Source organism: Methylobacter sp. (genome assembly GCF_036845245.1).
GTDB lineage: Bacteria > Pseudomonadota > Gammaproteobacteria > Methylococcales > Methylomonadaceae > Methylobacter_A.
Genome location: NZ_DAIUEH010000014.1, coordinates 62284 through 88226, shown reverse-complemented (window position 1 = coordinate 88226; position 25943 = coordinate 62284). Strand labels below are relative to the sequence as shown.

The window sequence follows — 25943 nt, the reverse complement described above, 5'->3', positions numbered from 1 at the left end:
CGATCAGCGACATCGTGGATTTCAGGATCGGCTGCCGGATTGACTATCCGTGCGCACCACTTCTAAGTAGCGCCATTTAAAGTGCGCCATACTGGTGCCGGTTAGCGGCGGCACCAGTATGGAACGTAGTATCGGCGCCGCCTTGCAGTAACCGGCAACACCCACCTTGGCCTGGATAGCTACCGCCTCCGGCAGATGTCCACGTTTATTACCCGTACCAAGCTGCTCACCCAAGTGAAGGCCAGAATAGGATTACCCTGCCGCAACGTCTGTACGTTGACGTACATAACTCACCGTTCGTTTAATTTGAGCCAAAGTTTGTAACATGAACAAGTTTAAGAACCGATTAAGGGTATTCCTCTGCTATTGGAATGTAGGATGTGCAGGTACGCCTTGGCGGATAAGGCACACAGCGCACCAATCATGGACAAAGCGACGTTACAGCTGTTTGAATATGAATGGCCTGAGAGTTGAGTTTTAGCGATGGGCGACAGCATGGACAGGTTCTACAGGCGTGCAAGCCTCGCTTGCGAACAGGCAGCCTGTACTCCGATTAATCCCGCCTTAAATGGATAAACAAAAAGACCCGGCGATAGGCCGGTTGGGTGGGTTCCGATAATGATCTATTACTAACTGATGTTACGCACTGTCCACGAAAGCACGAAAAAATAAAGAGCCATATCTTTCTCGGCTGAGGATTCCTCGACAAATAACTTTCGCTTACGGTTCTTCAATACCCCGTAGGAGCGAGCCGCGCCCGCGACTTTTAGGCCGCGTTGCAGATTTGTCGTGCTCTTATCGCGGGCACGGCCCGCTCCTACAACACTTCGCTCTCGTTCGTACGGACTCCGGAATGCAGCGCGTGGGGACAAGAATAATTTATTGGGCCTATAGCGGCTATATATTTTGCTATACCGCTAATCAACCCAAATCATGCGGACTTGTTTTCAACAACGAATAGAGAGCAGCGCTTTACTCGCTCCTGTTGTGGTCTTCAGTTACCTTTACCCAGCTACGAAGAATTTCCGCTACGCTCCATGCTTGAGCGATACAGCCTCGCGGGGCGTATAAACCCTCGGCATCAAAAACTTCGCTGACCGAACCGATACAGGCTTCATGCAGGTGCCTCTCCAATAATCGATCAAGAAAATCACGCACATCTTTGCGCTGTTCGGGATACACGCGCAGCCAGGCATCCACATAAGGCCCTATCAGCCAAGGCCAAACAGTGCCTTGGTGATAAGCGGCATCGCGGGTGCGAAGGTCGCCATGATAATCGGCTTTATAATCGGGATGATCCGGGGACAGTGTGCGCAGACCCACAGGCGTCAATAGCTTGTCTTTGACCGTCTGAAATACAGCTTGCCAATGTTCTTGGTCCAATACCGGATAGGATAGCGCTATGGAAAACAACTGATTGGGCCGACATGCCGGGTCATCTTGGCCGTTTTCGCCGTCGACCAGATCATACAGACACCCGGCCTGTGCATTCCAAAACCGTTGATTGAAGCTAAGCCGGGCGGCATCGGCGAACTTTGCCATCTCGATTGCATGTGAGTGCTGATTTTCCTCGTTCATCCACTTTTCCATGATGCGCAGTGCGTTGTACCACAGCGCATTGATTTCAACCGCTTTGCCGCGGCGCGGCGTAACCACCCAATCGCCTAGTTTGGCGTCCATCCAGGTCAACGCGTAACGCGGATCACCCTGGATCAGCAGGCCATCATCGGCATCGCGATGAATACCGAAGCGAGTGCCCTGAATATGATGATCAATAATATCCAGCAGCTTGTGCAACAGTTCCTTAAGCATTCCCCTGTCTCCGGTGATCTCGATATAACGGTCCAGCGCATGGAAAAACCAGAGCGTCGCATCGGCGGTGTAATATACGCCTTCGCTTTCACCTTCCGGGAACATGTTGGGAATGAGGCCGTCACGCAGATAATGGGCAAAAGTGCGCAGAATATGTCCCGCCTCGATATGCCGCCCGGTAGTCAAGGTCAGGCCTTCCAGGCTGATCATGGTGTCCCGCCCCCAATCGGTGAACCAGTGATAACCGGCAATGATGGTTCGCACATCGCCGCCGGTTGCACGGACACGCGTAGTTTCGGCAATCCGCTCTATCGGCGCGATAATAAATTGATCGGCTGCCAGCACTAACTGCTTTGCCAAACCTATATCCAATTCCGGACGTGCCGCCGCCAGTAAACGTCGACGCCGTTCCAGCTCGGCCTGAAATGCTTCCGCAGGAGACAGCGCCAGAATGCTTTCCCAGCTTTCAGCTGAAGCGATCAAAGTGACATCTTTACCCGCGGCAAGATCAACGCGAAAATAACCGGGACTCCAAAGGTTACCCTGGGCTTCATAGCCTCTTTGTTCTTCTATACGGTAAAGAATATCGCTAAAGCGTTTGGTTTCAATCGTGAATGCCGGGTTTTCGCCATTAACGTAAAGCCGTAAAGGCGGAATCGAAAGCCCATGAATTTCAAGACGTCCGGCCAATGCTTGAAGATCATAGGACTCCACCGGTAATCCTTCGTTCAACGAAGCGTCATGGCGACGAAAATGCACGGCCACACGAATCTTAAGCCGTACCGGTCCTGTCCCTGAAACCAGGCGATAGCCCACATGAACGGTATTGCTCATGTAGGGCATCAATATCCATTTTTCAATCACATGACCGGCCAGCTCATAGCGCCATACCGGCAACCCGGATTCCAGCCGGAACTCGCGCAAACTGGACATGCCGTGTAGATCCAGGGCGCCGCCTGCCAATTCGATACCGCCTATTTTCTGGCTGCTGCCATCAGGAAACCGAACCAGTTCACTCAGTTGATTGAGCATCACGTAGCGGCCTTGGGGATCGGAAAGCGAAGCGGTTAAAAAGCTGTGAAAACGGCGAGTGGGCACCCCCGAGATCGTCCCCGACGCATAGCTGCCAAGACCGTTGGTGACTAACCATTCGTGTTTTAGTAAGGCTTCCTGTTCGTCAGGGTCCCCGGTCCAATTCGTTCGAATAACAATGTCACTTTTCATGGTTAGCAGGTTCCTTCGGTTGGGTGACAGGATTTAGCACAACAGCGGATTCGCCTTGAAGATACCAGTTGCCTTTTCTGGGCCAAGGCGGCATGCCCATGCCGCCATAATGCGGGTCCTCGCTGAACCACATTGCATCCCAAACACAATCTTTAGGTGGGGCCAACAGCGGTTCCGGAGCGGGCACAAGATGAATATCCCGGCTCAGGTTAACCAATAAAAGCCGGTCATCGCCCGGATTCTCCCCGAAAAAACGTATCACCAAGGCATCAGGGCTTAACACGGCCCCATCAATACGGTTGCTTTGCTGACTGGCCTGAAATACCGGGTCATTACGGCGCAGGTTTAACAAATCGCGGTGTAAGTCATATTCTTCCTTATGCAGATTGCGGTCGTTCAAATCCAGTTTTGAACGGGTAAACGTTAGCGGATCGCCGGGATCAGGCAGTCGGGCCTGCATTTCCGGTGTTGCCAAGGCGCGAAATTGGGCCAGAAAATCAGAGCGGCCCTGCTCCACTAATTGAGCAATTTCATCTTTATGGTCGGCAAAATAAAAGAACGGACTGGTGGCGGCAAACTCCTGGCCTTGAAACAACATCGGCGTTTGCGGCGCCAATAAGAGCAACGCAGTCATTGCCCGGTAGCGATTAGGACTGGTCAATAAATGGATACGTTTGCCGCTACCGGAGTTGGCCAATTGATCGTGATTTTGTATAAAGTTGACGAACTTGGCCGGAGGCATGTCCAGCGACAGAGTTCCGCGCGTGTTGTTTTGCCAGGAGTACCATTGACCCTGATATAAAAAACCCCGCTTCAAGGTGGATACAAATTCCTGTGCGAACCCCCGGTAATCGCTGTAATAAGCATCGGCGCGCCCTGTCATCGCCACCATGGCGGTATGATGAAAATCGTCGTTCCATAACGCGTCTATGCCGAAGCCTCCGTGTTCAGGAGGCGAAAACAGTTTGGAATCTTGCGGCTCATTCTCGCCAATGATAAAGGTAAGGCGCGGCGCCCCTGCTTTGCGCACGGCCTGAACGATATCGGCAATAATATGTTTAGCCGAGCTATCGAAAATCTGCTGGGTTGCATCAATACGCAAGCCGTCAAGATGGAACTCTTTAATCCAATAGGCGGCATTGGCCAGTATATAGTCTCGCACTGGGCCTGAATTCGGCCCATCGAAATTCAGCGGATCGCCCCAATCGCACTGATAGCGGGTAGAAAAATAATCGTTTGAGAATTTCTCCAGATAATTACCATCCGGGCCCAAATGATTGAATACCACATCCAGAATGACGCCAAGACTCACGGCATGCGCCTGGTTAACAAAATACCGGAATTCGTCCGGAGTTCCATAAAGCCGTGTCGGCGCAAACCAATTGACGCCGTCATACCCCCAACCGAACCGGCCCGGAAAATCGGCCACCGGCATGATCTCCAGAACCGTCACGCCCAGCGCAGCCAGTTCAGGCAGTTCTTTGGCCGCTGCGACCCAACTGCCTTCATGAGTAAAGGTGCCGATATGCATCTCGTATATGACTTGACCGTGGGCTTCAACTCCCGGCCAGGCGGCGTCCGTCCAATCGAACGTTAAAGCATCGACGACTTGCGAGGGCCCATGCGGCCCCTGGGGTTGAAAACGCGAGGCGGGATCGGGACACGGTTGCGGCTCATCATCCAGCAGGTAGCGGTACAAGGTGCCTATGCCGGCTTGTTGCGAAATGACCGAAAAATAACCGTTTTCTTCGCTTTGCAGTTCAACTTCAATCGGCGGATGAAGAGGATCAACCTCTTCGCCTTGAGCATTCATTACCAGACTGACTTTCTTGCTCTGAGGCGCCCAGACTCGAAAATGTACGCCTTTTCCCGGCACTCGCTCTGCCCCGACCGGAAATCTCCGACTATGATTCAATTCGGTAGTTATCTGTTCGCTCATCATTATTGTTCCCTGTAAGTCATTAAAAATTAAACTATTGTCACTTTAAATTTTTACTACGGTTCAGAAACTCAAAAAGCCAATCGCCCCCTAACTGATACTACGCTTGTCCACGAAAACCACAAAAAACACGAAAAAATAATACACAAATCTAATCCGTTAGACGTAGCGCCTTAAATGCTAAGACGAGCACAGCACGTCCTTCCAACTGAACAACTTACCCCTATCACAGCCGTTTCAATACATCACATAGGTATAATCGGTGTTGTGTTTTTCGTGAATCACATCACCGTAAGCTCACTAATGATGGCGATATCACAGATAATCGATTAAAAGTCATAACAACCCTTATGATGGCGTTGCGGTAAAAATCAAGTCATGCTCATTGGGCGCGATTGCCCAGCGTCGGCATATGCCGACTTAAACCTACCAAGCCACACACTTTAGTCAGTATTAATTACCACATTCCGGTAATGATAGATATCCGTATACTTTGCAAAATACCTTCAACTTTTCAATACTTAAACAGCCAACCGGAAAAATAGTATGAAAAACAAACCGAAACTATAGATATTCCGCCGCTGGGGATTTTTCGGGTTGATCCTGAAACCCGGGATAGTTATTTCAAGCTAAATCAGTTGACCGATAGCTGCGATATTAAGCAGAGTGAATGGTTTCTTGGTTTATATAATATTCCGGGAATTGCTCTGATTCTCCAAGCGATTCCGATTGGAATACCGATATTGCAAGATCGCTTATCCACTGAAGCAATATTGGAGTATTTATCCCCGGAAAAGATAAGATCGGCCGTACTCGGGATCGATCGTGACACAGAGAGCTATGATTCAAGTATGCCCAAGCAATTAGCCGAATTCCCGAAAGCTTACCGGTCATGCGGAACGGTGATGCTTCCTTATCAAAGCCAAAAAGTGGAACTATGGATCAGGTCGGATTAAGTATTCCTACGCATTGTAAAAGTCATCTTTTTATTCATTTAATAGCGTTCCACGGCATTATCTATAGTGATGCAAATGAAAAAATTAATCTTCGCAGCGATTCTATTTCTGGGACTCATCGGTGGAGCAAAAGCACAGCCTACGCTTGGAGATGCAATCAATAATCCGATTGTGATAAGGACCATATTGCCTTTGGTTTCTTGTGAGGAGTTTGTTGTCAGGGATAATTTATTCCTTCCAAAATACGACAAAAGAATATGGCCGCTGATTACAAGCGGCTGTGAGATAGAAATTAGAGAGTTACAGGAAGTCTGTATTCTGGTAACTGAGTATGAAGATGATGACTGCGATATCATTACAGACAACTTGTTAAGGCATCACTATAAAGACATCGTAAACGACCTCATTAAAGAAGATAGGGGGATGTAAGCACCGGATTAATCACAATCGCTTATTTGCCTACTTCCGAACAAGCGACGCTGATCCTTTCAGGCGTTGCCGCCAGCTTCAATGCGGAAAGGTTTTCTTGCGCCGGTAAGGGATAAACGCCGGGGAAAATATCGTCTTCAAAATTGGCGTTATCGGCAAAAATGATATTCAAATTGTGCGTAAGACGGTCGGGCGACCGGTACCAGGGCAGCAAACCCTGCTCTTGCGATACGATTGCACCGCTTGTGTCGAAATCCAATCTCCCCGGTTCTTTGTAATATTTGATCAAAGTAAAGGCATTAACGATAAACCGCAGCCGTCTCCAGCCTCTGAGCTTTGCACTCCAACGCGATTGGTCCCGCTGCCTGTTTTCGAGTAAAGCCATGTAATTATTCATCGATAGTACCGATTCAACTTCATAGGAAAAGGTCAACGCCTGACTGAAACTCCATTCAACAGGAATACCCGCATGGACCAGAGTAAAGTTGAGCTTCGAATCGTGGTGAATAAAGCTACGGCGGCGCAACCACTTTAGAAGTTCGTCCCGGTCCGGGGCATTAAGAATGTCGTCCAGCGTATCACCCGCTTCCGTCTGTTCGAAGCCTTCTGCCACCGCCAACAAATACATTTCCTGATTGCCCAGCACGGTAACGGCTTTTTTGCCCAAGTCTTTGACGAACCTGAGTACAGCCAACGATTCAGGCCCTTCATTAACCAAATTACCGGTAAACCATAAGCAGTCGTTTTCCGGATCAAACTGTATTTTCTCCAGTAATTTTAACAGTAACTGATAATTGCCTTTTACACTGCCGATGGCGTAGGTGGTCATAATTTTTAGCTTCCAAGTCCGTATTGCTTATGGAATATCAATTATGGTGCCATAGCCCAAGAACATTTATTTATAGGAAACAAAACTAACAATAAGCCTTTGATAAACGTTAACTATAAAAAAATAAATATTTTTTGAATCGCGTCCGGGCGACCTGCCCGTCACAGTTATGAGTCGTTACTTTGTAACAAAACCGCCGAGTTTCCAGTCATATTGTTACGAAGTTGACCAGGAAATACCTCGCCTTATCCGGTCGTTCTTCATCGCATGTTGCTTCTGAAGCGGGCTGCCAATCGCTGCTATGAAAAAAATAGAGGTTGGTTTAAATATTGCTGTGCATTTAACAGGCAAATTAACTCAGGTTTCATTATGAATAAGATCGGGATATTTTACGGCTCTGAAACAGGTATGACAGAAGCGATGGCTCAGATCATGTACAGGGTTTTAGGCGATGACATTGCCAGTGAACCGGCTAATGTTAATCAGGCAAGAGTATCGGAACTATTGCAATATAAAGCGCTCATTCTGGGAGCGCCCAGTTATGGGGTCGGCGAACTGCCCGGCAGAAAGACAGGCAGCGAGTATGGCAACTGGGAAGAGTTTTTATTCCGGCTGGATGATGCCGATTTGTCCGGAAAACGCGTTGCCCTGTTTGGCCTGGGTAATCAACAGAAATATTATGATCGCTTTGCCAGTTCCCTGATTCATTTGTATCAGCACTTTGTTGCTTACGGCGCAGAGGTTATCGGTGCCTGGAGTACCGAAGGCTATCATTTCACCCGCTCGCACTCGGTTATCGACGATAAGTTTGTCGGCCTGGTGCTGGATCATCATAGCCAACCGGAAATGACTACAACCCGGATCATAAGCTGGCTGGAACAGATTAAGCCGGGCTTGTTGGAGAAATTAAATTAATGCTTTCGCCCTGCCAAGTCACCGGCATCAAGTTAAGCCGGAATGAGTTATTGTCGGTTATTGGTGGGCGCGAATTCATTCGCGCAGTGGCATTTAAAAATCGCGAATGAATTCGCTCCCACACAATATTAATTAGCCATCTTAGCAAAAAACGGTCAGGACGGATTCTTAACCAAAGGATATTCATGATGACGAACGAACGGAACAACGCCGACAGCATCAGGCAATTCTGCCGGTATATCGCCGAACAAAAACCGGTCTTGAAAAATCAATACGAACAGTTGCTCGCGCAAGACCTTTCGCGGCAACAATGGGATGGCTGCTTTCAACGCAATGTGCTGGCCGTCTTGGAACAGGCTTATGACGAGGCGCTGGCTTTTGTACAGACGCTGCCGTTCGATAGCACCGCGAGTCCTGTTAACCAAGGGCTATCGGATTTGACCAAACAGGCTCTGGGCGCTTTCGACGGGTTTGTCGACGATTTTTTATTGTTTGTCGTCGATAAACACCGTACCTCGTGCGCGTTATCCAATTTCCCCGACGAACATAAACCGGATAAAACTTACGTCAACGAAGTAATGCGCGAAATCGCCGGGCTTTGGCAAAACTTTGCTTTAACTGTCAATACTCACTTTCTGGAATGCCGGTAACGCAATCCATTAAACACACTGGAAAATCGAATGAAACTGTATTTAACGCCCGGCTCCTGCTCGACCGGCATTCATATTTTGATGGAAGAACTCGACCTGGTTTTCGAAGCGCATCTCGTGAACTTACTGAATGGAGATCAAAATACGCCGGAATATCTGGCAATGAACCCGAAAGCCACGATCCCGACGCTGGTGCGCAACGACGGCACTGCACTGACCGAGTTTCCAGCGATAGCCTATTGGTTGGCGCGAAGCTACCCCAAAGCCAGACTGTTGCCCGGCGACCCGGATGGCGACGCGCGCGTCATCGAACTGATGGATTACGTGGTCGGCACGATTCATGGCCTGGGCTTTACCAGGATCTTTACAACCGACAAGTTTGCGCTGCACGAAGCCGATTTTGACGCGGTGAAAGCTCAAGGAATGGATATCGTTACACGAGGGTTTGCGGTCGTTAACGACAGTTTGTCGCCTCAAGGCTATGTCATGGATACGTTCAGCATCGCCGATGCGGCTTTGTTTTATGTCGAATTTTGGGCCGATAAAACCGGGATTTCGCTGCCGGAAATGTGCTTAAAACACTATCTTTTGATGCTTCAGCGTCCGGTAGTAAGGCGGGTTTTGATGGAAGAAGGCTATCGTCTGGATTAACCTCCAGCATTGAACCGGCTTGTAAATCCGCTCAATCGTAGACATCGCTAAACAACTTCAATTGATGTACTTTATTGATCAATTCGACCAGATTATTAACATGCAGTTTGCGCATGATATTTTCCCGGTGCTTATCGACGGTTTTAGGGGACAGCGCGAGTTTATCGGCAACTTCCCTATTGACAAAGCCTGAGAAAATCAGTTTCAAGATTTGTAATTCGCGCGAGCTTAACGGCAAATCTATATCGGCAATATTGTTTTTAACGGTATCGGAAAAATAGCTTTTACCGAGCATGACCTGTTGAATCGCAAACAATAATTCAGCCGATACGCCGTCTTTGAGTAACACCGCATCCGCTTTTGCACTGACCAGCTGTTTTAATATCTGACCGGATTGCGCCCCGGTCAGGGCAATGATTTTGAGCTCGGGATAGCGTTTCTTACAATAGCTGAGCAAAGCTACCGCGTCGCCGCCAGGCATGTGATAGTCTAATATTAATAGGTCTGCGTGTTGTTTATGTATTTCGGTTTTGAGATTTTCCAAGTTATCAACTTCTGCAATAACTTCTTTATCGTACTGGCTCTGTAACAACAGTTTTAATCCTTCACGAAAAATAGCATGATCGTCTGCCAAAATAATACGCATTGAGCTTACTTGAAATCAGGAATGTTGTGAAAAATAGCGCATTTAACTGCTTGCCGGAAACAGTGTTGAACTATGCAGTTAATAGTATGTTGCTGATAGGTCTTTTACTTATCAGCCGGTCTATTATGGCTCATGATAATGGTATCTGTCAGCTGCAAGCGCAAGAAGAGCTGGCTCTGCGAAGTTGTATGCAAGTGCTTGACCCGCATACCGGCCCTTCCCTTTTAGCCATACCGGATATAGCTACCAACACCGCGCTTGCCGATAATCTCGAAGCGGCGACCGGGCTGTGGGTAAAAATCTCTGTCAACAATGCCAACGAAACAGCCAACCGCTTAATGGCTTTTGGCATCCCTGATACGTTTTTTCTGTACCTGTTTAAAGTCCGGGACGACCGGCTGGAAACACTGTTTAGCCTGGATCAACAAACGACGTTTACCCAACGCCCGGTACCCAACCGGTTTTTATATGCCGACGTTGATTTGGCCGCAAAAACCATTACGACTTTTTATGTTTACTATCGCACACACGGTAAAACACCTTTACACCCCGTTGTGTTAACCGCTAAAAAACTGGCGCAACTGGACACTCAAAATGATGTGCTTAACGGCATTATTTTTGGCGTGTTACTGGTTTTAATCTCGGTTCTATTTTTTAATCGGCAAGGAATACGTCACGCCGATAGCCTCAATTACGCGCTATTGATTGTTTTCAGCTTATTATTCCTCAGCCAAATTCAGGGCTACAACTTCCAGTTTTTATGGCCGGAGCAAGCCGTCTGGAATATGCTGGCCCCCGGCGTTATTGCTATAGGCTTATTAATTGCCCACGCGCTGTTCAGTATCAGCTTTTTACAGATGCGAAAGCGGTTTCGACGGTTTTTTTATGCTTTCGTCATTATTATATCTTTAGCTGTTCTCAGCTTACCGTTTGCTGCGTACGAACACTTTACCGAGTGGAACTTTATACTGGCCGTCGTCTACGCCGCATTTGCGATGGCCGCCGGTATTTCGGCAGTACGCTGGCAAGTACCGGCTGCGCCGTTGTACTTATTAGGTAGCATTTCCTTAATTATTTTCAACGTCATTTTGATGTCGCTGAGTATTCTTTGGCGTAACCCTTTTCCTGAGCTATCGATTTTTATTTATCCGAAAATCGCTTATATGCTGGAACCGATTTTCTTTATGATTGCTGTGATTAATCAGCTACAGCGCTTGAATGAACAAAAAGCCGAACTTCGCGTTAAACGGCAGGCCGAAACCGAGTTGTTGATAAAAGCCGAGCAAGACCGTTTGGCGGCGGTGGAGGAAGCCAAAAGTCATCAGTTGCTATTGGCTGCGGCGAGCCATGATTTATCGCAACCGCTAGCTTCTATCCGTTTCGCGATGGAAGCGTTACGCGCTATGGAAGAAGGCAGCCCAATCGCGCAACATATCAACACCACACTGGATTATGCGCAAAGCTTGATAAAGGATTTAATCCGGCAGGCACACCAGCAGGAAGGCAAGCAATCGGACAGCATTGTATTGTTTGAGTTGTTTGGCCAGCTCCAAAACGAGTTTGAAGCTGCCGCCGTCAAAAAAGGCTTAAGGCTAAACCATATCGGCAGCGACATTGAATTAAAAGGCTCGGCCTTAATGCTGCACCGCATCCTCAGCAACCTGCTGAGCAACGCGGTTCGTTACAGCCATAAAGGCCGCGTCGTTTTCGGCGTGCGCCGCCGTTCGCAATATATTGAAATACAAGTGCTCGATACCGGCGTCGGTTTGTTTGAAGCCGATTGCCGAGCGTTAACCGCTCCTTTTCAACAAGGCCCGAACGGCGACAGCGCCGGTTACGGCCTGGGGCTTTTTATCGTGAAAACCTTGTGCCATCAATGCCGGTATGAGCTGCAAGTTGCTTCCACATTGGGCAAGGGCAGTGTTTTTGCGATTAAAATCCCAATCGATAACGCTATATTCTATCGCCAAAAACAGCTGGCTCACGAAAACCACTAGAAGTTGTTTTTCCTCTGTGTTCTTCGTGTCTTCGTGGTAATTTTTCGTGTCTTTCGTGTTTTTCGTGAACAAAGGGCTGATCGTTAAATTACGGAAATCACCTTATTGTTGCCAGCCTAGTCGACTTTTACACTGAAACCCTGATGATTTTTAATGATATGAGGGTTAATGATGATAGCAAGTTGGTTGGCGACTTTATGGCGCATCGCGATGGTGCTGTGCGATTACCGCGCTTGGTATCGCCGGTTATCGGGACAACAGCGAATTGACGTGGCAATTATTACCAATATCCGCGACGAGGCCGAAGGCAATGTGTTTTGGGGTAACAAGCGGCCGAAATCGGGACATTCCAATGGCGCGCGCATTTATCTGAATGGCGTATCCGCCCAAGTCCGGGGCATTTGCATTACCGCCGAAGAACTGATGACCAAGAGCGGCCGGGTGCGTGCCAAAAGGCATTTTATCGACGCGGTCGCCTGGTCACAAAAACGCGGCGCCAAAGTCGTGCTGCTGGCGGCCTCAACCAAGCGTTTATTCGGCCGCGACGGGCACGAATTGAAACAGCTGTTCCCCGACATATTGTTCACTATCGGCGATAACGGCACCGCAACATTGTTATGTAAAGACATAGACCGCGCCTTAGCGAATGCGCGTCTGGATCGAGGCAATTCCAGGATTTTGGTGCTGGGTCCTTATGGCATTTTAGGTACTGCGGTGACCGAGCATTTATTGGCTAGACAGTACGAGTTGATAGGTTTTGGCGCGAACCAAAAAGCGTTGGCGCAAATGGCGGAAGATTACGCGATCACGGTTGCGACCGATATTAACGAGATTGGTAAAGTCGATGCGGTGATTGCCTGCACGCATAACGCTAATGCCCGCTTAAACATCGGCAGCATTGAACGCTTAAGAAAACACAACCGTAAGTTGCTGGTTATCGATGTCGCCGAACCGGCCAATTTGGATGAACCCAGCTATCAACTTTGCCGGGACCGGGTCATTCGCCAGGATGCCGGTAACGCCTATTCGCCGTTGTTGAGCTATGTTTTGGGCGGTATTTCCTCCGGTATGTTGAATTTATTGCCCAATGTGGCGTTCGGCTGCTTTGCCGAATCGCTGACTTTATATCATGCCATTTATCATGAGCATAACCATGTCTTGCTGAATCAGGATTGGTTCCAGGTAAATTCGGCTAACCGCGCATTGATAGCCGATGCTTTTGAGTCTGTATCAATTACCAGTCCCCAGCCGACTTGTTTTAATAAACCGGTCAGTTCGTTCAAATTGGAATATTGCGAACAGACGAATATCGCAAAAGCATCAAAATTGGTCACATTGAATACTTGAGTCACTTCGCGTCGTAGGGCGCGCCGTTCTTTATGCGCCTAAGCTGCACTTAGCAAGTCAAGGCGCGCACGGCGCGCCCTACGACGGGCCTGTTTTGTAAACCTCTACATTAACTAAAAATGCCGATAAAAATGTTTGTCATCCCTGCCCAGCTGTCTATGTCAGTCTGCCGACTTTGCTTGTTCAGCCTAGTTATCGGATGCAGTCAACAAAGCCAGGAACCCCAATCGCATCCGCGGCCCGTTAAAGTCGTGCGCATTGATGACGAGCCGGGCAATAACACTGCGGCCTATGCGGCAGAAGTACGGCCTCGTCATGAAACGGCATTATCCTTCCGGGTATCCGGCAAGGTGACAACAAGACCGGTCGAAACCGGGGATCATGTTCGTAAAGGACAATTGCTGGCCGCTTTGGATCAAAGCGATTACCAACTTGCCGTGCAAGCCCTGAAAGCCCAGCTTAAATCCGCCGATGCCGAGCGTCGGTTTTCAGCGGACGAACTGAAACGGTATCGCGAACTGCTGGCGCAACAAGTTATCAGCCAACCGGATTACGACCGCCATGAAGCCGCCGACACCGCCGCCAGTGAGCGGGTTGAAGCAATCAAGGCCCAGTTGGCTCAAGCCGTTAATCAATTGGAATACACGCTTCTGGTCGCCGACCGCGATGGTGTGGTGACTGCGCTGGAAGTGGAGACTGGGGAGGTTGTCGCGGCAGGCCGGACCATTGTCAAATTGGCCGAGATTGATGATAAAGAAATTTGCTTCGACTTGCCTGAACAGCGCATTGCCGACATTAAAACAGGTCAACAGGTCGGCGTGACGCTCTGGGCTGACGGCGATAAAAAAATCAAAGCGCAAATCCGAGAGATTGCAGCAGCGGCCGACCCGGCCAGCCGCACTTTTCGCGTTAAAGCGGCATTGCCGGAAAAGCAGGACGGTATGCATTTGGGGATGACGGCTACCGTTTGGATCTCTTCTCATGCAGCCGAGCATATGGCTGTTCCGCTTTCGGCCGTATTCACAACCCAGGGTGAACCGAAACAAGCGAAAGTATGGAAAGTGGACGAACAAGCCGCTACGGTCAGAGCCTTGCCGGTTCAGACCGGAGCGGCATTGCCGGGTGAACGCGTTGCGGTAAGCGGCTTGTCGGGAGGGGAGTTGATTGTCAGCGCCGGTGTGCATCGCTTGGTAGAAGGTCAAGCTGTGCGCTTAACCGGAGCCGATTAAAGAGATTACTATGATTCAAGAACAAGCATTTTGCCCACGAAAGACACGAAAACATTCAAACAGATGCCAAACTATATATCACCACTCAATGAATGAGTGTCCCAATTATTAAGGCATGTTGATGTATAACGTATTTTTCGTGCTTTTCGTGTCTTTCATGGATAAATCGGCGTTTTTGAAATGAAATCATTCAACCTGAGCGAATGGGCGCTCGAACACCGAGCGTTTACCGGTTTTATCATGGGCTTGATACTGTTAGGCGGGATTATCGCGTATTTCGGGCTGGAACAGCGGGAAGACCCGAAATTCACCTTCCGCTTGATGGTGGTAAAAACCTTGTACCCTGGAGCGACAGCCCAGGAGGTCGAGCAACAGCTTACCGATAAACTGGAAAAAAAATTCCAGGAACTGCCGAACCTGGATTACTTGCGCAGTTACTCCAAACCCGGCGAATCGGTTATTTTCATCACGCCGCGCGAAGCGATTCCGCCGGATGAAATTCCCGAGCTCTGGTACCAGGTCCGCAAAAAGGCCGACGATATCCGCATGACACTGCCGCAGGGCGTGGTAGGCCCTTTTTTCAATGACGAGTTCGGCGATACCTACAGCCTGCTTTATGCCTGTTCCGGGGAAGGATTCAGTTACGCCGAATTGAAAGCTGCGGCCGAATCGCTTCGCCAACAGCTGCTGCGTGTTAACGATGTTGAAAAAGTCGACTTGATCGGCGTTCAGGATGAAAAAATCTACATCGAGTTTTCCGACAAGAAGTTAGCCAAATTGGGCTTGGATGCGGCGGGGCTTGCTCAACTGCTCCAGGCGCAAAACGCTATGCTACCCGCTGGAACGGTATTGACGGCGGAACGCAACCTGCCGATCCGTCTCAGCGGCAAGTTAAATTCCGTGGCTAGCATCGCCAACCTGCCGGTGCGCATTAACGGACACACGTTCAAAGTCGGCGACTTCGCCACGGTGACGCGCGGCTATGCCGATCCCGCTGAACTCAAAATGCGTTTTAACGGCAAGAACGTGATTGGCTTGGGCGTCACGATGAACAAGCATGGCGATGTGCTGGCTTTGGGCAAGGTGCTTGAAACCGCTATCGCCAATATCGAACGCAACCTGCCGGTCGGCGTTGATATAGAGAAAGTGGCCGATCAGTCGCGTGTGGTCAAAACAGCGATCGGCGAATTCACGGGAACTTTCTTCGAGGCTTTGATTGCCGTGCTGGTCGTCAGTTTTTTGAGTTTGGGACTGCGCACCGGTTCGGTCGTTGCGTTGACGGTCCCTATTGTGCTGGCTGGGACCTTGCTGTGCATGTGGCTGTTCGGCCTGGAAATCCACCGCGTTTCGCTGGGTACATTGATTCTGGCCCTGGGTTTGCTGGTGGACGATGCGATTATTACGGTCGAAATGATGGCGCGCAAACTCGAACAAGGTTGGGATCGCATGCGCGCCGCAACTTACGCCTACCGAGCCACGGCTTTTCCGATGCTGACCGGCACCCTGATTACGGTCGCCGGTTTTCTGCCGGTGGGTTTGGCAAAATCGGTAGCCGGCGAATATACCGTCGCGATTTTCCAGGTCATGAGCATCACGCTGGTCGTTTCCTGGTTGGGCGCGGTCATATTCACGCCTTATCTCGGTTACCTGATACTCAAGGTCAAGGATGATGCCGCCCCCGGCCTCGAACATTTCGATACTCCGTTTTACAACCGCTTGCGCCGCTGGCTTGATTGCTGCCTGGAACATCGCAACATGGTCATCATCGCTACGTTGGCGCTGTTTGTTATCGGCGTTATGACTTTAACGAAAGTCCCGCAACAGTTTTTCCCGCTGTCGAATCGTCCGGAGTTGATCGCCGATCTCTGGCTGCCGGAAGGCAGTTCGATCACGCAGACCGAGCAGGTCGCCAAGCGCATGGAAGCTATGCTGGCTAACGATGAAGACGTGCTTAATTACGCCGCCTATATCGGCGGAGGCAGTCCGCGTTTTTTTCTGCTGATCGTTCAGCAATTGACCAATACCAATCTGGCCGAGTTTGTCGTGACGACTAAGGACATTGCCGCCCGCGAGCGGGTCATGCAACGTATCAGGCAGGCGTTTGCGGCGGATTTCCCGGAAGCGCGCGGCCGGGTGATGCGCCTGAACATCGGGCCGCCGATGGATTATCCGTTGCTGTTCCGGGTGATCGGCGAAGATGCAAAAATGCTTCGAAAGATTGCCGACCAAGTCAGCGCTGTGGTGCGCGCCAATGCGAACACTGTCGATGTCAACGACGATTGGCACGAACGCATACCGTCTGTTCGTCTTGCGTTGGATCGAAACAAGGCCCTGGCGCTGGGCGTTTCCACCGCCGGCCTGTCCCAGGCATTGCAAGCGCACTACACCGGCATTCCGGTCGGGCAGTTTCGCGAGGCCGACAATCTGATCGGCATCGTCTGGCGGGCGCAACGGGATCTGCGGGTAGCCGTAAATGAATTGCCGGATATCAATGTTCCGACGGAAACAGGCCGGTGGCTTCCGCTGTCGCAATTGGTGTCCACGGAAATGAATTTCGAAGACGGCATTCGCTGGCGGCGCAACCGCTTTCCGGCTATATCGGTGCGCGCCGACGTGGTGGACGGCATGCTCGCGCCCGATGTCGCCGCGCAAATCATGCCCGAGCTGGAAGCCATCCAAAACCGCTTGCCTTTCGGTTATTCAATAGAAACCGGAGGCACCAAAGAAGATGCCTGGATTGCCCAAAAGTCGATCCTGATCTGGATTCCGGCGGTCATCGTCGTCACGCTGATCTTGCTGATGATGCAATTGCAGAATTTATCCCGGACATTACTGGTGTTCGTCACTGCGCCGTTGTGCGTCATCGGCGCCGCCTTTGCGCTGATACTGTTCGATCAATCCTTCGGCTTTGTGGCCTTGCTTGGCGTTATTGCACTCTCGGGCATGATTATGCGCAATTCGGTCATTCTGGTCGACCAGATTGAGCAGGACGAAAAAGCCGGGCTGGATGTTCGCACTGCGATCGTCGAATCAACCGTCCGGCGATTCCGGCCTATATTATTGACAGCGGCGGCGGCAATTCTGGCGATGATTCCGCTGTCCCAAAATGATTTCTTCGGACCGCAAGCCATCGCGATTATGGGCGGGCTTACGGTAGCGACGCTGCTTACCGTGTTTTTCCTGCCTGTACTTTATGCAGTTTGGTTCAAGGTAAAGCGCAATCCGGCAAAGATTAAGTCGACTCCGTAGGGCGCGCACGGCGCGCCCTACGGTAAATGATGTGCAACGAATAAAAAAACCTCGCAGCAAATGCAGGAGATGACTATGAATAAGCGACATTTACTGCTGCTTGCCTTACTGACCGGAGGGTGTACACCTACGCGGGTTAACGACAGCGTGCCATTGGCCGTTCCCAAAGAGTGGCATCATCGCAGCGCAGCCCAAACCGTTTCGGCAGATTTGAAAACATGGTGGACAAGTTTTCGCGATCCATTGTTAAACGAATTGATTACCGAAGCATTGGCCGCCAATCAAGACCTTCAGATTGCCAAAGCCCGCATCCGCGAAGCTGCCGCGATGGTTACCGTCGCCGAATCGGCGCTTTATCCCGGCATTGAACTGTTTACGTCGGGCGGCCGGGAAAAGAGAATAGAAAGGATCGTCGGCGTGCCCGGCAACCAAGGCATCGAACTCAAAGCACCGACCGCCGATATGGTCAGCGGCGGATTGGCCGCACGTTGGGAAATCGACTTGTTCGGCGGCAGGCACCTTGAGGCGGAAGCTGCATCCGCCCAAGCTCAGGGCAGCGAAGAAGCACTCCGGGCGGTGCAGGTAGGACTGCTGGCTCAAGTGGCGACGCATTACCTGGAACTGCGCGGCATCCAGAAACGGATAGTCATCCTGATGAAAAGCATAGACCTGCAACGGGAGCAATTTCGGGCATTGCAGGTATTTAATCGAAACGGTCTAGCCGACTCAGCCGCTGTCGCCGGCCGGGAAACGTTACTGCATAATGCACAAGCCTCGCTTCCTATACTCAAAATGTCTGAGGCAACGCTGATTCACCGGCTTGGCGTGTTATCGGGTAAACCGCCGGAAAAGCTGGAAAACCGGCTGCTTCATGCGCTTGATCAAGCTCCGGTCATGCCTGATATTCCCCAATTGCTGCCCTCGACTTTACTGTTACAACGGCCCGATCTGCGTCTTGCTCAAACCGGGGTGAGCGTTGCGGCCGCCAGTCTGGGCGCTGCACGAGCCGACCTGTTTCCAAAATTGATATTATCTGCAAGCGGCGGATTAGGCGCATTGGCGGCAGGAGGTTTCCCGAGCCTTGCCGAGAGCGTTTATACGCTGGGTTCCGGTCTTAGCGCACCGATCTTCACTGCCGGACGCATAAGGGCGCAGATCAACGCGGCAGATGCACGACTCGATCAGGCGGCGGCAAATTATGAGAAAACCTTCCTGCTTGCGCTGGAGGATGTTGAAAATGCTTTTGTCGCGCATACAGCGTCGCAAGAACGCCACAAGCAACTATCGGAGGCCGAAATGGCGGCCGATAAAGCGTACCGGCGGATAGAAGTATTATACCGGCACGGAGCGAAAGACTATTTATCCGTACTCGACAGCCAACATAACAAACTGGCGATTGAAGACGAACGAACCCAAACCGAAGCAGCCTTGCAAGTTTCGATTGTTTCTCTCTACCGAGCCTTCGGCGGAGGCTGGACAAACGAACAAGCGCCGTAGTACGGAATTGATGGATTACCGACAAATTGTTCCGAAAAGCATCAAGCCCTACCGGCTACAAACGGAGCAATAAGCGGCATGTCGGCTATAAAAACGACATGGCATTTTAATTGCTTATTAGAACAATAAAAGCAGGGTTATCAACATCCCTATGATATTTATGCTTGCGACTTAATAATAATGAGGTGAACTTAAGATGGCATTGATTGAAAAAGACAGCGTACATATCGTGGGCTACGAACTGATTGATAACGATCATGATGAATTTATCAAGCTGTTAAACGAGCTGAACTCTGCCGACAATGCGAATTTTTCGGCCTTGTTCCAGCAATTGTATGAACATACCGAACAGCATTTTGACCGGGAAAACCAGTTGATGAAACAATCTTCTTACCCCGGAGAGACCGAGCACAAAGGCGAACATCAACGTGTTCTTGGAGAGTTCAAGCAATTTAAATCCAGGGTCGATAAAGGATTGATTGCTTTTGGCCGTTCGTTTGTCAAAGACCGCCTCCCGCAATGGTTCGGTCTGCATGTGACGACCATGGACAGCGCGCTGGCGACGCATCTTAAAGCATCCGACTTAAAGCCTGACACGTGCAAGGCTTAACCGTTCGCCCACATTAACAAATACCCTCAAGCATAAGATGGCGCCCTGCCCCGAACTTGAGATCGTTGAAGACTTTTACGATGCCGTCGAATGCGAACGCATCTATCGGCAGTTTCTGCATGAACATCAATGGCCCGATAATCGATACGCTGTCGCCGGACGGCAATTTATCCTGCCCAGATTACAGACTTGGCATGCCGATCCGGGAATCCGCTACAGCTATAGTAACAACCTATTACAAACCCGGACATGGACACCTTTGCTGTCCGAGATTAGAGCTAAAATCGAAACGTATTTAAATTTCTGCTTTAATTCGGTATTGGCTAATTTATATCGCAACGGCAACGATTATGTCGGCTGGCATTCGGATAATGAGCCTGAATTGGGCGAACACCCCTTTATCGCGTCCTTGACGTTCGGCGCGGAACGTCAATTTGAGTTCCGGCATAAAAAATCTTCTGAAAATGGCCGGGTATTATTACGTAGCGGCACCTTGCTGATCATGCAGCCAAACTTTCAACACCACTGGCTACATGGCGTTCCCATCGATCAAAGCGTCACGGAAGGACGAATCAACTTAACTTTCCGTAAAGTTATCCCTGCAAGTAACTGTATTAGGACTTTCGCAACCCTAGCCGAATAGGTTATGTTAACAGGCATGATCACGAAACAACGTTATGTAGAATACTTAATTTGCACGCCGATCAACTACACCTGTTTCAACTTGGCCGAGCATTTGGATGTCAGCCACGATGTGGTAAGCAACTTTCTGAAACAGAGCCGGATAACGGCGCGGCAGGTGTGGGAGCTGGTCAAGGGGCTGATCAACAATACCGAGGACTCGTTCTTGATCATTGACGACAGCGTACAAGATAAGCGCTATTCCAAGTCGATTGAGTTGGTCAAGACACAGTACAGCGGTGCGGTGGGCGGCTTGGTGCGAGGCATCGGCGTCGTCAACCTGGTTCACAGTGACGGCCAGGAACATTATCCGGTGGATTACCGGATTTATCACAACGCGGCCGACGGCAAGACCAAGACTGACCATTTCAAGGACATGCTCGTCAACGCCATTGCCGACAAAGGACTCAAGGCGAAAACGGTGTTGTTCGACAGTTGGTATGCCTCTTGGGAAAACCTGAAGCTGGTTCACACGCTCAAGCGAACCTTTTACACGACTCTAAAAAGCAACCGCATGGTCAGCCTCAGTAAGGAAGAAGGTTATGTACATCTTGATGCGATCGAGTGGACGCCCGAACGGCTCCAAGCCGGCGTCGTCGTCAAACTGAAAAAAGTACCGTTCAAGGTCAAATTGTTCAAGCTGGTCGCCCCAGACGGTGACATTGACTTAGCTCTAACCAATGAGCTGGATGACAACCTGACCGCGCAGGTCGTTCAAGACGCGAACGACGTGCGCTGGCAGGTTGAAGAATTTCACCGCGAACTTAAACAGTTGACCGGCTCCGAAAAATGCCAATGTCGCAAGGCCCGCTCTCAACGGAATCACATCGCTTGCTGCTACCACGTGTGGGTTTCCTTAAAAGTCAAAGCGAACGCCTTGACAAAGTCCCTCTATCAAGTCCGGGCCGACTTGTTTTCCGACTATTTGCGAGCTGAACTGCGTAACCCTAGAATTAAGGCTTATTCGGGGGGATAGCGAAAGTCCTAACCAAGCTTAAATTGATACATAACGGCAACGATACCCCCACTAACGCTGATAAGTTCCAATCAGTTCTGCATGTCCAACAATATGTCCCACCATTGCTGCTTCCAGCTTAGCCTTATCGGGATGATGCAAATCAGGCAACTCAATATCCAGGGCATAGAGTTTGTGAAAGTACCGATGCCTACCGACAGGCGGGCACGGGCCTCGATACCCGGTTTGTTTCCAGTCGTTTTTGCCTTGTTGAGTTCCTTCTGGCAAATTACCGGCAGTAACGGCTTGCGGTAGTTCTGTAGCAGTCGGCGGCATGTTGTAAAGCAGCCAATGCACCCAGGTCATTTTGGGTTTGGCCGGATCCGGCGCATCGGGATCATCAACGATCAACACTAGGCTTCTGGTTCTTTGCGGAAGTCCTGACCAGTTTAAAGCGGGCGAACTGTCGTTGCCGTCACAGGTAAAAACTTTGGGAATTTCTCCCTGATGGGCAAAGTCCGGCGATTTGAGGACTAAAGTCATGTTTTGCTCTCCTTCAGCCAGGATGACTGTAGTAAAAAAGATACTAAAAGCTAAACAAATCAGGCGAATAAAAAGAAGCTGCTTGATCGAATTCATTAATCACCTCTCAGGGTAAAATTGTCATTGCGGGTTTGCCGGCTTCCACCATGGGGCCGGCAAATGAGCTAACCGTACAATCACACGCTTGTTTTTTCACAATAAACCTATTTTTCCTCACTGCCTATTGTAGAAATAACCTACAGACAAACAACTTTTCATTCGTTTAAACTCCAACGTCTACAACCGGTTCTTGCTCCAAGAAATCAGGAGGTTGTGATCATGAAAAGAGTAAAACATATCATCTTTTGGCTTGTGGTCATCGGCATTGTCTTGCTGTTGTTTTCCACCCATGTCATCGCTGAAAATGATTTTTCCCAGCAACGCCATGCACTGGTGAGCATTATCAAGGACGAGGCAATGACCGTCCGCGGTTTTCTTGATCAGGAAACGCTCGATCAGCAGGTTATAGCCGCGCTGCTCAAGGTCCCGAGGCATGAATTCGTCCGCGATACCGAGCGCCCCTTTGCATACGCAAACAGGCCTCTTCCTATCGGTCATGGACAAACTATTTCCCAGCCTTTCATCGTCGCTGTTATGACCGATCTGCTTAAGCTGAAAAAAACCGACCGGGTTCTTGAAGTCGGCACCGGTTCGGGGTATCAGGCGGCCATTCTCGCCGAACTTGCCGATAGCGTCTACACCATAGAAATTATTGAACCGCTGGCTAAACAAGCAGCGGAAAACCTTAAGCGAACCGATTATGATGACGTTCATACCCGAACCGGCGACGGTTATTACGGCTGGGAGGACGCGGCGCCTTTTGACAGCATTATCGTTACCGCCGTTGCCAGCCATATACCGCCGCCGTTGATAAAGCAGCTAAAACCCGGCGGCCGCATGATTATCCCGGTCGGCGCCCAGTTTATGACGCAGTACCTGGTTTTGGTCACTAAAGATGCTAACGGAAAAGTCACCACTCGCCAGATTTTGCCGGTCAATTTCGTCCCGCTCACCGGTAAGCATTGACGGAGGCATACTGATGAAACCGCGCTTATCGCTACTCGCAGCTATCGCACTGATCTCGGCGTCTGCCTTGTCCTATGAAGTTTCATTGATGCGTCTGTTTTCGATTATCCAATGGCATCATTTCGCTTATATGATGATCAGTCTGGCGCTATTAGGCTACGGCGTTAGCGGCGTGTTCCTGGCGCTTAACCGCGACCGTTTGGCGCAACTATTCCCGGCTGCGATAATGACCTGTATGTTGCTGTTCAGTCTGTCGGCACCCACCTGTTTTCTGCTGGCTCAGCAGATTCATTTCAACCCGCCGGAAATGCTGTGGGCGCCCGTACAACTGCTGTATTTGTGCAGTATTTACCTGATGCTGGCATTGCCTTTCTTTTTTGCAGCCAATGTCGTCGGTTTGTCCCTTTACCACTACAAGAACCAGGTATCTTTGATCTACGCAGCCGACCTGTTCGGCGCCGGCTTGGGTAGTGTCGGTGTCATTCTGCTGATGTTTGCCCTGTTTCCCGAAAAAATATTAATACTACCGATGTTATCGGGACTACTCGCAACGCTGCTGGTGTCGCATTATGCTTTTTCTGCCCAAAAACGCTGGACTATGTTATCCGTTATCATTGGGCTGGCGGTTATTTTCACTCCGCCCGGCTGGATGACGCTGAAAGTTTCGCCGTATAAAAGCCTGAATCAATTATTGCAAATACCCGGCACCAAAATCATAGACCGCTATTCCAGCCCAATGGGTTTGATCAGCGTGGTCAAGAGCGAGATTACCCCGCTACGCCATGCGCCCGGCCTCAGCCTTAACGCAACGGCAGAACCGCCGGAACAACTTGCCGTGTTTACTGATGCCGATAACATGACCGCCATCACCCGCTATAACGGCGATCCGGTAACGCTCGGCTACCTGGATCAAACCACGTCGGCCCTGCCCTATCACCTGAAACAATTGACCGACATCCTGATTCTCGGGGCCGGAACCGGCAGCGATGTTTTACAGGCAAACTTTCACGCTGTTAAGCACATTGATGCCGTTGAGCTGAACCCCCAAATCATCGATCTGGTGCAACGAAAATATGCCGATTTTGCCGGTTATCTTTATTCCGGCGCTCACGTTAATGTGCATATTGATGAAGCCCGCGGCTACCTTGCTGCAACCGATAAAAGCTATGACCTGATTAATGTCTCCTTGCTGGATGCATTCGGCGCATCGGCGGCAGGCCTGTATTCAATGGCTGAAAACTACCTTTATACCGAACAGGCCGTACAGGAATATCTGCGTCATGTAAGCCCGGACGGTTATCTCAGCATTACCCGTTGGGTTAAAATTCCGCCGCGCGATGAACCTAAACTATTGACCACCGTTATCAGCGCACTAAAAAAAGCCGATATCAGGCAGCCCGGCCAACAGCTCACAATGATACGCGGCTGGCAAACCAGTACCTTAATCATAAAAAACGGTGTCATATCCGCCGATGAAACCAGCCGCCTAAAACAGTTTTGCGACGAACGCAGCTTTGATTTGGTTTACTATCCAAGCATATCGGAATCGGAAGTCAATCGCTTTAATATCCAACAGCAGCCTTATCTGTACCAAGCCGCTGTGGCTTTATTGGGCGATCAGAGCCAGGCGTTTATTGATGCTTATAAATTCAATATTGAAGCCGCGACCGACGATAGCCCCTATCTGTTTCATTTTTTTAAATGGCGAACCCTACCCGAAATTTTGTCGTTATTAGGTACCGGCGGAAGCTTTTTGCTGGAAAGCGGCTACTTATTGCTAATCGCGGCCTTAGTGCAGGCGATACTCGCCAGCCTGTTACTGATAGCGTTGCCTCTGCGGCTTTGGAAAAGCAAGCTGGGCATAACGTCGGAATCAGGAAACCATCTGAGCATGCTGGTGTATTTTTTCTGCTTGGGTTTGGCATTTTTGTTTATCGAAATCGCCTTCATCCAGAAATTTATCCTGATTCTGCATCATCCGCTTTATGCCATTACCGTGGTGCTGAGTACATTTTTATTAACTGCGGGCGCAGGTAGTTATTTTTCAACCAGCCTGTCGTGCAGAACTGAAAAATATGCGTTTATGCTGCCGATAGCCGCCATTATCTTGCTTAGCATCGCTTACAGTCTGGGCTTTGAAGCCATCACCGGATTTTTATTGAAAACGGGGAGCTTAAGCCGTTACCTGTTTTCGATAATACTGATAGCACCGCTGGGTTTTTGCATGGGCATTCCGTTTCCGATGGCGCTGAACAAAATCAGCCAGACCACTCCGGCATTGATACCCTGGGCCTGGGGCATTAACGGCTGCGCCTCGGTCATCAGTGCGATACTGGCAACCCTGATTGCGATGCAGTTCGGCTTTAGCGCATTGATCTTTCTGGCTGTCATTTTGTATGGAGTTGCGGCGTGGTGTTTTCCAAAGCAGGTACAGCCAAAACGATAATCGTTTGAGTCACACTTTTGCCGTTTATTGATCAGTTGTATCTTGAGCATACCAAAATAACGCTTAGACACTTTAGTTAAATACCGCATGGAAATGTATCTACGCTCATTCGACTCATTCACCAAGTATGCATTGATCTTTGCCACCAAGCAAACGAGATATCCCGCAAATGACCTTTCATTCCCTCCTCATTATCTTACAAACCACAATCAGACCTAATCAGATAAACAATATGCCCGCTAGGCCGTAATGGATGCAAAATAAATTCTTTAT

20 protein-coding genes are annotated in these 25943 nt (G+C 49.8%); 14 read left to right on the top strand and 6 right to left on the bottom strand.

The window, feature by feature from the left end; genetic code table 11:
- Positions 1-21: 21 nt before the first annotated feature.
- The 3 genes from V7051_RS08335 to treZ all read right to left on the bottom strand — a co-directional run bounded on the left by V7051_RS08335 (position 22) and on the right by treZ (position 4978).
- A complete protein-coding gene (locus V7051_RS08335; protein ID WP_333874422.1) occupies positions 22-234 on the bottom strand; it encodes a hypothetical protein in 213 nt (70 codons plus the stop codon).
- A 738-nt stretch (positions 235-972) separates the two neighbouring features.
- The gene (locus V7051_RS08330; protein WP_333874423.1) at positions 973-3036 is read right to left on the bottom strand and encodes an amylo-alpha-1,6-glucosidase; all 2064 of its coding nucleotides are present in this window, start codon (positions 3034-3036) and stop codon (positions 973-975) included.
- A complete protein-coding gene (gene treZ / locus V7051_RS08325; protein ID WP_333874424.1) occupies positions 3026-4978 on the bottom strand; it encodes a malto-oligosyltrehalose trehalohydrolase in 1953 nt (650 codons plus the stop codon). The genes V7051_RS08330 and treZ overlap by 11 nt, the downstream gene beginning before the upstream one ends.
- 1028 nt (positions 4979-6006) lie before the next feature.
- On the opposite strand from treZ, the gene V7051_RS08320 reads away from it, so the two are divergent.
- Positions 6007-6360 carry a hypothetical protein gene (locus V7051_RS08320; RefSeq protein ID WP_333874425.1) on the top strand — a complete coding sequence of 118 codons (354 nt, stop codon included), beginning with the start codon at positions 6007-6009 and terminating at the stop codon, positions 6358-6360.
- A gap of 22 nt (positions 6361-6382) precedes the next feature.
- Here V7051_RS08320 and V7051_RS08315 read toward each other — a convergent pair whose 3' ends face one another.
- Positions 6383-7189, bottom strand: coding sequence for a symmetrical bis(5'-nucleosyl)-tetraphosphatase (locus tag V7051_RS08315; RefSeq protein ID WP_333874426.1), 807 nt, complete (start codon positions 7187-7189; stop codon positions 6383-6385).
- A 369-nt stretch (positions 7190-7558) separates the two neighbouring features.
- On the opposite strand from V7051_RS08315, the gene V7051_RS08310 reads away from it, so the two are divergent.
- The 3 genes from V7051_RS08310 (at position 7559) to V7051_RS08300 (ending at position 9405) form a co-directional block, all read left to right on the top strand.
- The gene (locus V7051_RS08310; protein WP_333874427.1) at positions 7559-8104 is read left to right on the top strand and encodes a flavodoxin; all 546 of its coding nucleotides are present in this window, start codon (positions 7559-7561) and stop codon (positions 8102-8104) included.
- A gap of 185 nt (positions 8105-8289) precedes the next feature.
- On the top strand, positions 8290-8754 hold the full coding sequence (locus tag V7051_RS08305) for an amine oxidase (protein ID WP_333874428.1): 465 nt from the start codon (positions 8290-8292) through the stop codon (positions 8752-8754).
- 30 nt (positions 8755-8784) lie between these two features.
- Entirely contained in the window at positions 8785-9405 is a 621-nt protein-coding gene (locus tag V7051_RS08300; protein ID WP_333874429.1) for a glutathione S-transferase family protein, read from the top strand.
- A gap of 31 nt (positions 9406-9436) precedes the next feature.
- Here V7051_RS08300 and V7051_RS08295 read toward each other — a convergent pair whose 3' ends face one another.
- The gene (locus V7051_RS08295) at positions 9437-10051 is read right to left on the bottom strand and encodes a response regulator transcription factor (RefSeq protein ID WP_333874430.1); all 615 of its coding nucleotides are present in this window, start codon (positions 10049-10051) and stop codon (positions 9437-9439) included.
- A 26-nt stretch (positions 10052-10077) separates the two neighbouring features.
- Between V7051_RS08295 and V7051_RS08290 the strand changes: the two genes are divergently transcribed.
- From V7051_RS08290 to V7051_RS08255, 8 genes are all read left to right on the top strand, one after another.
- Entirely contained in the window at positions 10078-12048 is a 1971-nt protein-coding gene (locus V7051_RS08290) for a sensor histidine kinase (RefSeq protein WP_333874431.1), read from the top strand.
- A 168-nt stretch (positions 12049-12216) separates the two neighbouring features.
- Positions 12217-13395 carry a hypothetical protein gene (locus V7051_RS08285; protein WP_333874432.1) on the top strand — a complete coding sequence of 393 codons (1179 nt, stop codon included), beginning with the start codon at positions 12217-12219 and terminating at the stop codon, positions 13393-13395.
- A 131-nt stretch (positions 13396-13526) separates the two neighbouring features.
- A complete protein-coding gene (locus tag V7051_RS08280; RefSeq protein ID WP_333874433.1) occupies positions 13527-14624 on the top strand; it encodes an efflux RND transporter periplasmic adaptor subunit in 1098 nt (365 codons plus the stop codon).
- Positions 14625-14804: 180 nt separating this feature from the next.
- Positions 14805-17873 (top strand): efflux RND transporter permease subunit, encoded by a 3069-nt coding sequence (locus V7051_RS08275; protein ID WP_333874434.1) that lies wholly within the window; start codon positions 14805-14807, stop codon positions 17871-17873.
- A gap of 75 nt (positions 17874-17948) precedes the next feature.
- Positions 17949-19370 carry a TolC family protein gene (locus V7051_RS08270; protein WP_333874435.1) on the top strand — a complete coding sequence of 474 codons (1422 nt, stop codon included), beginning with the start codon at positions 17949-17951 and terminating at the stop codon, positions 19368-19370.
- Between the two features lie 196 nt (positions 19371-19566).
- Positions 19567-19980: a bacteriohemerythrin gene (locus V7051_RS08265; protein ID WP_333874436.1), complete on the top strand. Its 414-nt coding sequence runs from the start codon at positions 19567-19569 to the stop codon at positions 19978-19980.
- Positions 19981-20017: 37 nt separating this feature from the next.
- Positions 20018-20623: an alpha-ketoglutarate-dependent dioxygenase AlkB family protein gene (locus tag V7051_RS08260; RefSeq protein ID WP_333874437.1), complete on the top strand. Its 606-nt coding sequence runs from the start codon at positions 20018-20020 to the stop codon at positions 20621-20623.
- A 15-nt stretch (positions 20624-20638) separates the two neighbouring features.
- Positions 20639-21637 (top strand): IS701 family transposase, encoded by a 999-nt coding sequence (locus V7051_RS08255; protein ID WP_333874438.1) that lies wholly within the window; start codon positions 20639-20641, stop codon positions 21635-21637.
- Between the two features lie 51 nt (positions 21638-21688).
- On the opposite strand, the gene V7051_RS08250 is transcribed toward V7051_RS08255, so the two are convergent.
- Positions 21689-22159: a YbhB/YbcL family Raf kinase inhibitor-like protein gene (locus V7051_RS08250; RefSeq protein ID WP_333874439.1), complete on the bottom strand. Its 471-nt coding sequence runs from the start codon at positions 22157-22159 to the stop codon at positions 21689-21691.
- Positions 22160-22477: 318 nt separating this feature from the next.
- Between V7051_RS08250 and V7051_RS08245 the strand changes: the two genes are divergently transcribed.
- Positions 22478-23224, top strand: a complete 747-nt coding sequence (locus tag V7051_RS08245; RefSeq protein WP_333874440.1) for a protein-L-isoaspartate(D-aspartate) O-methyltransferase — start codon at positions 22478-22480, stop codon at positions 23222-23224.
- A 13-nt stretch (positions 23225-23237) separates the two neighbouring features.
- Complete coding sequence (locus tag V7051_RS08240; protein ID WP_333874441.1) at positions 23238-25670, top strand: SAM-dependent methyltransferase; 2433 nt, start codon at positions 23238-23240, stop codon at positions 25668-25670.
- Positions 25671-25943: the final 273 nt, after the last annotated feature.